The following is an 11,947-nucleotide window of genomic DNA, read 5'->3' as shown; positions in this document are numbered from 1 at the left end:
CTTCATATTAAAATAAAAAAAGACTCCATTTCTGAAGTCTTTTAATTTTATATTAAAGGCATTTAACTATGCATCAATCTTAGCATATTTTGCATTTTTTTCGATAAATTCTCTTCTTGGCGGAACCTCATCTCCCATCAACATAGAGAAAACACTGTCTGCTTCAACAGCGTTATCGATTGTTACCTGTTTCAAGATTCTGTGTTCAGGATTTAGCGTTGTTTCCCAAAGTTGTTCAGGATTCATCTCCCCAAGACCTTTGTAACGCTGAACTTCAACTCCTTTTCCGTCCGGAGACATTTCTAAAGTGAACTCTTCACGTTCTTTTTCATTATAAGCGTATTGCTTTTTATTTCCTTTTTTCAATAGATATAAAGGTGGTTGAGCGATATAGATATATCCGTTCTCAATTAATTCCTTCATATATCTGAAGAAGAATGTCAAAATCAAGGTTGAGATGTGGGAACCATCGATATCGGCATCGGTCATGATTACAATTTTATGATATCTCAATTTGGCCATATTCAACGCTTTGCTGTCTTCTTCTGTACCAACAGAAACACCCAATGCAGTATAAATATTTTTGATTTCTTCGTTATCATAAACTTTGTGAAGCATTGATTTCTCAACGTTCAAAATTTTACCTCTTAATGGTAGAATTGCCTGGAAAAATCTGTCACGACCCTGTTTTGCCGTTCCACCCGCGGAATCTCCCTCGACTAAGAAGATTTCTGATTCTGCAGGATCTTTTGATGAACAATCAGACAATTTTCCGGGAAGCCCTGAACCTCCCATCGGAGATTTTCTCTGAACCATTTCACGGGCTTTTTTCGCAGCCTGCCTTGCTTTTGCTGCCAAAACAACCTTTTGTACGATTAATTTCGCTTCGTTAGGGTTTTCTTCCAAGAAATTGGTCAGCATTTCTCCTACAATCTTATCTACAGCACCAGAAACTTCGGAATTTCCTAATTTTGTTTTGGTCTGTCCTTCAAACTGGGGTTCCATCACTTTTACAGATACAACTGCCGTTAAACCTTCACGGAAATCATCTCCGGTAATTTCTACTTTCTCTTTTGCAGGAAGTCCCAATTCATCTGCATATTTTTTCAAAGTTCTCGTTAAAGCACGTCTGAAACCTGCCAGGTGGGTACCTCCTTCGTGTGTATTAATATTATTAACGTAAGAATGAAGATTTTCGTTGAATGATGTATTGTAACGCATCGCTACCTCAACCGGAATATCGTCTCTTTCACCTTCCATGAAGATTACGTGCTCCATAATTGATTCGCGGTTTCCATCGATGAACGCAACGAATTCTTTCAACCCCCCTTCAGAGTGGAAAACTTCAGATCTGAAAGATCCGTCTTCCAATTTTTCTCTTTCGTCTGTAAGCGTGATGGTGATTCCTTTATTAAGGTAAGAAAGCTCTCTTAAACGGTTTGCTAATGTATCATAATTATACACCAATTCTGTAAAGATCGTATCATCCGGCTGGAAGAACTGCTTTGTCCCTCTGCTTTCGCTGTGACCGATTTCTTCAACACCTGTTTGTGCTTTACCTTTCGAATATATCTGCTGATAAACGTTTCCGTCTCTGTAAACCGTCGTTACCATTTCGTTGGAAAGTGCATTCACGCACGATACCCCAACTCCGTGAAGACCACCGGAAACCTTATAAGAATCTTTATCAAACTTACCTCCGGCTCCGATTTTTGTCATTACAACCTCAAGAGCAGATTTTTGTTCTTTTTCGTGAAAGTCAACGGGGATACCTCTACCGTTATCCATCACCTCGATTCCGTTTCCTTCTTTAATAGCAACAAAGATCGTGTCGCAGTATCCTGCCAACGCCTCGTCAATAGAGTTATCTACTACTTCATAAACCAAATGATGGAGACCTCTTACTCCCACATCACCAATGTACATCGAAGGACGCATACGTACGTGCTCCATTCCTTCCAATGCCTGAATACTACTAGCTGTATATTGTTTCTGACTCATATCAAATATTAAAAATTTTGCTATATGCAAAGACTTACAAATATCGTGATTTTTTTCGAGGTACGAAAGTTAAAATATGTCAAAAAAATATAGATTTTAAAAGGCAAATCACAACAATTTTCATTTGAAAAAAGATCAAAGTTAAAACCTATTCTCCAAATCGTTGCTGTTGTAAATCATGCTGAACATCTTTAATTTATCCTTACCTTTAATACACAAAAATTGATATTTATGGACGACTTTCTTGCAGCTCGTGCACAAATGGCGATGTCACTTGGCTTTCACATCATTTTCTCCTGTGTAGGCATGGTAATGCCTTTTCTGATGGCTTTCGCTCACTGGAAATATTTAAAAACAAAAAACGAAGTTTACAAAGGGCTTACCAAAGCCTGGAGCAAAGGTGTTGCGATACTTTTTGCAACAGGAGCTGTTTCCGGAACCATGCTTTCCTTTGAATTAGGACTTCTTTGGCCACAATTTATGAAACATGCGGGACCTATTTTCGGGATGCCATTTTCTCTGGAAGGAACCGCCTTCTTTATTGAAGCCATCGCCATCGGATTTTTCCTTTATGGATGGGACAAATTTAATAAATGGTTTCATTGGTTTTGTGGATTTTTGGTAGGATTAAGTGGTCTGGCTTCCGGAATTTTAGTCGTTGCAGCCAATGCATGGATGAATTCGCCTGCCGGCTTTGATTATGTTGACGGACAGTATTTAAATATTGACCCTATTAAAGCCATGTTCAATGACGCTTGGTTTCCACAGGCTTTACACATGACGGTTGCTGCTTTTTGTGCAACAGGATTTGCAGTTGCAGGAGTTCATGCCTATTTAATTATGAGAAAAAAGAATGTCGAGTTTCACACCAAAGCATTTAAAATTGCGGCAGGATTTGCTTTAATCGGAGCCTTTGGAGCGCCTTTAAGCGGTGATGTTGCTGCAAAATCCGTGGCAAAAAGGCAACCTATCAAATTGGCTGCGATGGAAGCTCATTTTGAAACAGAAAAAGGTGCCTCTTTCGTGATAGGCGGAATTCCCGACGAGAAAAGAGAAGAAATAAAATATGCCGTAAAAGTTCCCAAAGTTCTGAGTTTTTTAGTGGCAAATGATTTTAATGCTGAAGTTAAAGGTTTAAAAGATTTCCCAAGAGACGAATGGCCTCCGATTGCCGTTGTACACTATGCTTTTCAGATTATGATTTTCTTTGGCGTCGTGATGATTATGATCGGAATGGTTTATTTATACGCCACCTACTTCAAAAAAGAATGGCTGACTAAAAATTGGCTGTTAAAAACGTTTTTATTTGCAACACCGTTTGGATATATTGCTTTGGAAGCGGGATGGACGGTAACCGAAGTCGGACGGCAACCATGGATTATTTACGGAATTATGAGAACTGCAGACGCCGTAACTCCGATGCCTGGAATTCAATATTCGTTCTATTTTTTTACAGCGATTTTCGTTTCGTTATCATTAATTATAGTGTTTCTTTTAAGACGACAAATACAGATGGTTCCGAGATTGTATGACCCGACTGATGCTCAGTTTAATCCTAAAAACAAGAAGTCATGATTTATGTAGTCATAGGTTTTCTTTGGCTGTCGATCTGCCTTTACGTAATTTTGGGAGGAGCTGATTTCGGCGCTGGCATTGTGGAACTTTTCACAAAAAAAAGAGCACGTGATAAAACAAAAGAAATCATGTATGAATCCATCGCGCCGGTTTGGGAAGCCAATCACATGTGGTTGATTATTGCGATTGTAATTCTGTTCGTCGGTTTTCCTGAAATTTACACGACTCTTTCAACTTATCTTCATATTCCGTTGGTTTTGATGTTGGTTGGAATTATTGCGAGAGGAACCGCTTTTACCTTCAGACATTATGATGCCGTGAAAGATGACTGGCAACATGTTTATACTCAGATATTCTATTTTTCAAGTTTATTAACTCCGTTTTTCCTGGGGTTGATTGCTGCTGCGACGGTTTCACATTCTATCAACCCGGATGCGACAGGATTTTTAGAATTATATATTTTCAGTTGGCTGAATTGGTTTGGCGTTGCGGTGGGATTATTTACGGTTTCAATTTGTGCTTATCTCGCTTCAGTATTCGCTTTGAGAGAAACGACCGACCGACTGGAGTTAGGTTTAATGATCAAAAAATCAAAGCAAACCATGATTTTCGTGGTCATTACGGGACTTTTAGTTTTTATTACGGCTTATCTTTCGGATATTCCTTTATTGATGTGGGTTTTCTCGAAACCTTTGGGAATTATGGCAACAGTTTTTGCAACGATTTGTTTGTTACTGATTTTAAGAGCGATGAATCGTCAGAAATTACTTCCTGTAAGAGCTTTGGCAGGATTTCAAATTATCATGATTCTGGTTGCAGCAACGTATCAGCATAATCCGAATATTATTCTTTTTGCGAACGGACAGCATCTTTCGTTATTAGAACACGTTGCAGCTCCGAAAACGATTTCTGCTTTGGGATGGGCATTGATGCTGGGTTCTTTATTTATTCTGCCGTTTTTGTTTTATCTGATGGCTTCGTTTAGTAAACTGAGGAAGTAGTAATTTTATATATAAAGTTTCGGCGGCAGCTTCGCTGCCGCCGAAACTTTCCCATTATTTTTTAAGCAAAACAATTTCAACCCTCCGATTTTTTATAAAATCTTCTTCCTTACGTTCAGGATAAACGACAGGATTAAGATGTCCTTGTCCCGTTGCTTCTATGCGTTTGGAATCAATTCCCTGTTTTATCAAAAATTCTTTAATCGCATTTGCCCTTGTAAATGAAAGATTGAACGTTTTCAAATCAAGATCTTCACCGTCAAAATTATCGTAATCACAGCAAATATGGCCTTGCAATTCGACGACGACATTTGGATTATCCTTCAGAATATTAGCAAGGTGGATCAGCATTTTATCTCCTTTTGGAAGCCAGACGTGACGGCCTCCGACAAAATTAACATCCGGCAACGAAAAAACATCTCCAACTTTCATTTCAGAGACTTTCATACTGAAAAAACTGGCAAATGATTTTCCTGATTTTATTTCTCCGGAATCTAGGATATGATCAATAAAAATATCAACTCTCCTATTTTTCCCGCGAAGCTCTTCCGAACTATTATCGTTGATTTGCTTTTCTTTTCCTAACCCGACAACACTTTCCAGTTTTATATTATTTCCAATCTTTTTCTGTAAATAATTGTTAACTGTATGGGCACGATTTTCAGACAATTTTTTATTGTATTCTGAACTTCCCGAAATATCACAATTCCCAAAAATCCTGAATTTCAGATTACTTTTTAATTGGGCTAAACTATCCAATTTCTTTTGAGACACTTTATTGAGTTTATAACTGTCATACTCAAAATACACAGATGTAAGCATTTGTGCATCAAATTTCACAAAAAAGAAAAACAGAAGAAATACGAGAAAGGTTTTCATCGATTTTAAGTTTTATAAAGAACGGAAAATATGAAATTATAGTTTATTTAAATAAAAAAATCCTGAAAACAAATTTCAGGATTTAATGTATATTTTGTTTAAAATTTTAAACCAATTTCATCAAGACATTCTCATCAATTTTCTCCACTTTCACCAAATTATTTTTAGTTAAAGTTTTTGATGCTTTGTCCCATTTTTTACCGGAAAGTTTAGATTGCTCTTTCACTTCAGCCAAAGCAATTTGCTCTCCTGATTTCAAGATTTCAAGAATAATTTTCTCGTCTTCTCCTAATTCTATTTGAGGAACTGCTTTTTCAGGTCTCATTTGAGGGAAGAACAAAACTTCCTGGATTGATGCATTATTCGTCAGGAACATGATCAATCTGTCCATTCCGATTCCTAACCCTGAAGTTGGCGGCATTCCGTATTCCAACGCTCTCAGGAAATCTTCATCGATGAATTGTCCTGCTTCATCGTCACCTTTTTCAGATAATTTTAACTGCTCTTCAAAACGCTCTCTTTGATCGATTGGGTCGTTCAACTCAGAATAGGCATTTGCGATTTCTTTTCCGCAAACCATTAATTCAAAACGTTCAGTAAGACCTTCTTTGCTTCTGTGTTTTTTGGTCAACGGTGACATTTCGATCGGATAATCTGTAATGAAAGTCGGCTGAATGAAGTTTCCTTCGCATTTTTCACCAAAGATCTCATCGATTAATTTTCCTTTACCCATCGTTTCGTTAACATCAATTCCGATAGATTTTGCAAAGTCGAATAATTCCTGCTCAGTCTTACCAGTAATATCAAAACCTGTAAATTTCAGGATCGCATCTGTCATAGAAAGTCTTTGGTAAGGCGCTTTAAAGTCAACTTCATGCTCTCCAAATGTAGCTTTCGTCGTACCATTTACCTGAATTGCACAGAATTCCAACAATTTCTCAGTGAAATCCATCATCCAGTTGTAATCTTTGTACGCAACATAGATTTCCATTGCGGTAAATTCTGGATTATGCGTTCTGTCCATCCCTTCATTTCTAAAGTTTTTCGAGAATTCATAAACCCCGTCAAATCCACCAACGATCAATCTTTTCAGGTATAATTCGTTTGCAATTCTTAAATATAATGGAATATCTAAAGCATTGTGATGTGTAATAAAAGGTCTCGCAGCCGCTCCACCAGGAATTGACTGTAAAATAGGAGTTTCAACCTCGAAATATCCTGCATCGTTGAAGAACGTTCTCATAGCATTAAACAATTTTGTTCTTTTCACGAAAACTTCTTTGATGTGAGGGTTTACCGTTAAATCTACGTAACGCTGTCTGTATCTTAATTCCGGATCGTTAAATCCGTCATGTACTACTCCATTTTCATCGGTTTTTGCTTGTGGAAGTGGTCTCAACGTTTTAGTTAAAAGCGTAAAGTTTTTCACCAAAACTGTTTTCTCACCAACCTGAGTGGTAAATAATTCTCCTTCAATTCCGATAATATCTCCTATATCTAAAAGGTGCTTGTAAACTTCATTGTATAAAGTCTTATCTTCACCTGTACAGATCTCATCTCTGTTAAAATACACCTGAATTCTTCCTGTAGAATCCTGCAGTTCAGCGAAAGAAGCTTTTCCCTGAATTCTTCTGGACATTAATCTCCCCGCAATCTTAACCTGTTTATTATCAGCGAAATCCTGTTTTATAGATTCTGTCGTATCTGTAATTACATATTCATCTGCAGGGAACGCGTTGATTCCCATTTCAACAAGCTTGTTCAGCTTTTCTCGTCTAATGATTTCTTGTTCTGATAATTGCATTGTATTTATTTAAAATAACGTGCAAAATTAGTGAATTTTGAATTGATGGTCAATGGCTTTTTCGAGAAATATAATTTATTTCATATAAAATTCAATTCAAATTATTGAGTCCGAATTTAAATGAACCAATTTTTACGATTTTTTTGAGGAATAAAAGTCCAAGCCAATATTCTGCTTACTTTCTGACCTTGAGCCATGTCAATGGTTTTGAATTCTATTGCTTTAAGCTTTTTTAAAAGTGACGTCAGCTTAAATAAATTATCTTTTTTCGAAACTAAGCATGTGAACCAAAGAACCTGGCACGAGAATAGAACACTTTCTTCAATCATTTTTGAGATGAAAGCAATTTCTCCACCTTCACACCACAATTCAGATTGTTGTCCGCTGAAATTCAGCAGAGGCTTACGGACTTTTGATTTGTTAAGGTTTTTCGTTTTTCTGAGATTCCCCTTTAAGGCAGATTCTTCAGAATCATGAAAAGGAGGATTGCACATAGAAAATGTAAACCGATCTTCAGGTTGAATAATATTTTTGAATATATGTTCAGCATCAGGCTGTTTCTTTATATGAATGGCCGACAGTAAATCCGGATTATGATCTAAAATGTGTTGAGCGTTTTCCAAAGATTCTTTATTGATATCCGTTCCCAACATTTGCCAGCCATACGACCGATGAGCAATTAATGGATACACAAGATTGGCTCCTGTTCCTATATCCAGCGCGTGAACTTGCAGCCCAGCGGGAATTTCCCTTTGATCTTCAGCCAGCAAATCTGCAATGTAATGTACATAATCTGCTCTTCCGGGAATAGGAGGACAAAGGTTTTTCTCAGGAATATCCCAGTTCTTAATCTGGTAATAATGTTGCAGTAATGCTTTATTAAGCAATTTGACAGCTTTGGGAATGCTGAAGTTAATCGTTACCGTCTGGTAAGGGTTGGTAAAAACATACTGTTTCAGTTCTGGCACACAAGAAATAAGCGTATCAAAATCATAAGGATTACGATGCAGATTTCTTGTATGCAGACTGGATTTTTCGGCAGACATTTATTTTTTCTGTCTTAAGATATATTCTACCATTTTTTTAGCATCTTCTTTAGATACCTGAGAATGGGCAGGCATAGGTACACCACCCCAGACTCCACTTCCGCCTTCAATAATTTTGGAAACCAGCAGTTCTATATCTTTATCAGAATATTTCTCTGCGATTTCCTGGTAAGAAGGTCCTATCATTCTTTCATTTACCGAGTGACAGCCCGAGCAGTCGAGAGTTTCAATGATCTGATCTCCCGAAAGACTGCTTTTTGCAGGTTCTGAACTTACTGTTTCAGAGGTATTGTCAACAGGGGTATTTTCTTTTTTAGAACAGGAAAACATCAGCATCGCCAGACATCCTGTCAAAAACAAATTTTTCATTATTTCGTCAGAGTATCCGCTTTTGCTTCGTTTGCAGGAACAGATTCGGCAGCATTTACTTCTACAGCTTCAGTTTTTCTGGCAGCAGTAGAATCCACTACAGTTGGAGCATCCGGTTCCGGTAACATTGTGTTGCTGTCTTGTAAGTCATGATTAGGCTTTTTTGAACAACTAACTGCCAATAAACCTCCGATAAATGCGATTGCTAATACTTTTTTCATTATTTTTTCTATAAAATTTAGACAAAAATATAAAAAATAAAGTTTTAAACTCATGATAAATATCCACTTTGAAAATATTTATAAGAAAATTTTCAGGATAGCCCTTAATAGTATAAGAAAATATTAATTCACCACAAATTGAATTGTTTTCATTATTTTGTTAATTTCGCACAATCGATTAATTCAAATAATAATTATTACGAAAACTTATGATTAAAAAAACTTTAGGAACATTACTTTTGTTCTCACTTTCTATGCCAATTCTATCTTGCGACAATTCTACGTCCAATGAAGAAAATCAGTATTCCGACAAAATTGAATCTGTAACTCTCTTGAAAACCCAAAAATCCTGGGACGGGACTTTGTATGAAAGCTATCCTACCGGACAGCCTGAAATCACTATTCTGAAAATTTCCGTTCCTCCTAATAAAGCTTTGGATTGGCACAAACATGCGGTCATTAATGCCGCCTATGTGGAAAAAGGAGAAATTGAAGTCGAAAGGAAATCCGACGGGAAAACACAGTGGATAAGACAGGGACAAACCGTTCCGGAAATGGTAGATGTTGCCCACAGAGGAAAAACCGGAGAAAAGGGAGCTACCTTAATTGTATTTTACAGCGGCTCGCCTGATGTTCCGCTGTCTGAACCCGTTCATTAATTTTTATTGAGTTTAAAGCGGTATTTATTAAGGGTATTTTGTAAATTTAAAGAATGATTTTCATCTCAAAGCTTTTATTTTTCACAAGTCACCATGGTTTTCTCACGGTGATTATTCTCTTTGCATTTTTTGTCTTATTATCTGCATTAACTAAGAAATGGTGGTTTCTACTCTCCATCTTGCCTCTTTCTATAGCAAACGGAATCGGCGGACAGTTTTTAAATGCATGGTTTTTAAACAAATACGGTATTGAAAGTACTGCTATTATCACTTCCGATATTCAAACCAATTCTACCTTAAATGACGAATATATCCATGATTATGAAGCTATTGTAAAAAAACAGGATGGCAAATACATCACCACATTTTTTTCAACGACAACAGCCGCAATTTATCCTATTGAAAATGCAATCAGGATTCCGCAGAAAGAAAAGCCCTTTCCCGTAAAATTTATTCCCGGTTATGAAAAAAATATAGTTATTCTCTATCAAGAATCCGAAGAAGGAAAAATGCTATTGAAATATGAAAAACGGGCGCCCGTTGAAAAAGCAAGAATACAATATGAGGCCGATCCGAAAAATCAGGAATTTATCCGGGAATATAGTACAGCATTAAAAAATTACCTGAAAGAATATGAAGATTTAGAATATGAAAAAAAGCTCCACGAGTTAGATATACACGAAGAATAGATCTAAAATTTATAATTTTAAGATCATTTAATTTCAGATTTTTATTTTTCTGTATTGAAAAAAATATTTACATTTGTCCCATGATTATTTCAAACAACAAAAATTGGTGGTGGCTTTCAAACTCTTCGTCGGGTCTGAAGCTATGGTCTTGTTGTTGAATTACAGCCGGAATTTATAGAAAAAAAATACAGAGACTTTGACGATTGCGTTGAAGTCTTTTTTTATGTCTAAATCTCAAAAATTAAAAAATGTCGAATTCCATTATAAAAATTAAAACAAAATCTAAAAAAACATTGGGCGATCTTCAAACCCCGATGAATATTTACCTTCAAATCAGAGACAAATTCCGTGATACCATTCTTCTGGAAAGCTCGGATTCTAAAAATATCGACAATAATTTTTCATTTATTGCCGTGAATGCCATTGCCGGAATTGAGATTAAAGATTTAAACGAATACGAAATTAAACTTCCCAATCAGGCTCCTGAAAAGAAATCATTGAAAAATGAAAATATTTCTGAATTATTAAACAATTTTTCTAAAACTTTCGAATGCGAAAAAACACACGATAAAATTGAAGAAACAGCCCAGTCACTTTTTGGATATACAAGTTTTGAAGCCGTTCAGTTTTTTGAAAATGTAATATTTAAGCCTCAAAGCAAAGAAGTTGAAATTCCTATTTTGCGTTACAGATTATATCAATATGTGATTGCAATCAATCATTTTAATGATGAAATGCATCTTATTGAAAATCAAATTGACGGGGTAAAATCTGAATTTAGAACCCTGGAAGATTTTATTAAAAACAAAAATGCAGTCGTTTATCCTTTTGAAAAAACAGCAGAAGAAACTTCAAATATAACCGATGAAGACTATTTACAATTGGTTGAAGTTGCCCAGAAACACTGTATGCGGGGCGATGTTTTTCAGTTGATTTTAAGCAGAAGATTCGAGCAGAAATTTCAAGGCGATGAGTTCAATGTGTATCGTGCTTTAAGAAATATCAATCCGTCGCCTTATCTTTTTTATTTTGATTATGGAAATTATAAATTATTCGGCTCAAGTCCGGAAAGTCAACTGATTATAAAAGATAACAAGGCCATCATTCATCCAATTGCAGGAACTTTCAAGAGAACCGGCGATTTTGAAACCGATTTACAATCAATCGAATCTTTAAAAAATGATCCGAAAGAAAATGCAGAACACACGATGCTGGTCGATTTGGCAAGAAATGATCTGGGAAAATTAGGAAAAAATGTAACAGTTGCGAAACTCAAAGAAATCCAGCTTTTTTCTCATGTTATTCACATGGTGAGCGAGGTGACGGCAGAACTGGAGGAAAACACCAATCCTTTTGAAATGGTTGCCACCACCTTTCCGCAGGGAACTCTGAGTGGCGCTCCAAAACATAAGGCTTTACAGCTAATCAATGAGTACGAAAAAGATTCGCGAGGTTATTACGGTGGTTGCATAGGTATGATTGGTTTGAATGGCGATTGCAATCAGGCCATTATGATCCGTACTTTTTTAAGCAAAAACAATACGCTGTATTATCAGGCCGGAGCGGGGTTAGTGGCAAAATCAAATCCAGAAAGCGAACTGCAGGAAGTAAATAATAAGCTTAATGCCTTGAAAAAAGCGGTGGAAAAAGCAGAAAATTTAGTTGTTGGTTGATTGTTGTTAGTTGATAGATTTTAAAAGCAT

The 11,947-nt window shown here is 36.4% G+C and carries 11 protein-coding genes; 5 read left to right on the top strand and 6 right to left on the bottom strand.

Translation table 11 applies throughout. The annotated features are described in order from the left end of the window. Positions 1-66: 66 nt before the first annotated feature. Positions 67-2,001, bottom strand: coding sequence for a DNA topoisomerase (ATP-hydrolyzing) subunit B (gyrB, locus tag BUA89_RS02475; RefSeq protein WP_072953039.1), 1,935 nt, complete (start codon positions 1,999-2,001; stop codon positions 67-69). 231 nt (positions 2,002-2,232) lie between these two features. Here gyrB and BUA89_RS02470 point away from each other — a divergent pair, with 231 nt between their 5' ends. After that, positions 2,233-3,576: a cytochrome ubiquinol oxidase subunit I gene (locus BUA89_RS02470; protein WP_072953038.1), complete on the top strand. Its 1,344-nt coding sequence runs from the start codon at positions 2,233-2,235 to the stop codon at positions 3,574-3,576. Next, entirely contained in the window at positions 3,573-4,577 is a 1,005-nt protein-coding gene (locus BUA89_RS02465; RefSeq protein WP_072953037.1) for a cytochrome d ubiquinol oxidase subunit II, read from the top strand. Before BUA89_RS02470 ends, BUA89_RS02465 begins: the two co-directional genes overlap by 4 nt. A gap of 54 nt (positions 4,578-4,631) precedes the next feature. On the opposite strand, the gene BUA89_RS02460 is transcribed toward BUA89_RS02465, so the two are convergent. From BUA89_RS02460 to BUA89_RS02440, 5 genes are all read right to left on the bottom strand, one after another. Then, positions 4,632-5,456, bottom strand: a complete 825-nt coding sequence (locus tag BUA89_RS02460; protein WP_072953036.1) for an OmpA family protein — start codon at positions 5,454-5,456, stop codon at positions 4,632-4,634. Between the two features lie 106 nt (positions 5,457-5,562). After that, on the bottom strand, positions 5,563-7,260 hold the full coding sequence (gene lysS, locus BUA89_RS02455; protein ID WP_072953035.1) for a lysine--tRNA ligase: 1,698 nt from the start codon (positions 7,258-7,260) through the stop codon (positions 5,563-5,565). A gap of 116 nt (positions 7,261-7,376) precedes the next feature. Then, positions 7,377-8,306, bottom strand: a complete 930-nt coding sequence (rlmF, locus tag BUA89_RS02450; RefSeq protein ID WP_072953034.1) for a 23S rRNA (adenine(1618)-N(6))-methyltransferase RlmF — start codon at positions 8,304-8,306, stop codon at positions 7,377-7,379. Further along, entirely contained in the window at positions 8,307-8,675 is a 369-nt protein-coding gene (locus BUA89_RS02445) for a c-type cytochrome (RefSeq protein ID WP_072953033.1), read from the bottom strand. After that, positions 8,675-8,896 carry a hypothetical protein gene (locus BUA89_RS02440; protein WP_072953032.1) on the bottom strand — a complete coding sequence of 74 codons (222 nt, stop codon included), beginning with the start codon at positions 8,894-8,896 and terminating at the stop codon, positions 8,675-8,677. The genes BUA89_RS02445 and BUA89_RS02440 overlap by 1 nt, the downstream gene beginning before the upstream one ends. A gap of 209 nt (positions 8,897-9,105) precedes the next feature. Here BUA89_RS02440 and BUA89_RS02435 point away from each other — a divergent pair, with 209 nt between their 5' ends. From BUA89_RS02435 to BUA89_RS02425, 3 genes are all read left to right on the top strand, one after another. Beyond that, on the top strand, positions 9,106-9,555 hold the full coding sequence (locus BUA89_RS02435) for a cupin domain-containing protein (RefSeq protein ID WP_072953031.1): 450 nt from the start codon (positions 9,106-9,108) through the stop codon (positions 9,553-9,555). Between the two features lie 53 nt (positions 9,556-9,608). Then, complete coding sequence (locus tag BUA89_RS02430; protein ID WP_072953030.1) at positions 9,609-10,244, top strand: hypothetical protein; 636 nt, start codon at positions 9,609-9,611, stop codon at positions 10,242-10,244. A gap of 248 nt (positions 10,245-10,492) precedes the next feature. After that, on the top strand, positions 10,493-11,917 hold the full coding sequence (locus BUA89_RS02425) for an anthranilate synthase component I family protein (protein ID WP_178362418.1): 1,425 nt from the start codon (positions 10,493-10,495) through the stop codon (positions 11,915-11,917). Positions 11,918-11,947 lie beyond the last annotated feature (30 nt).

It is taken from the genome of Chryseobacterium arachidis (genome assembly GCF_900129245.1).
GTDB lineage: Bacteria > Bacteroidota > Bacteroidia > Flavobacteriales > Weeksellaceae > Chryseobacterium > Chryseobacterium arachidis.
Note: the sequence above shows the minus strand (reverse complement) of the source record. Positions and strands in the feature narration are given on the sequence as shown.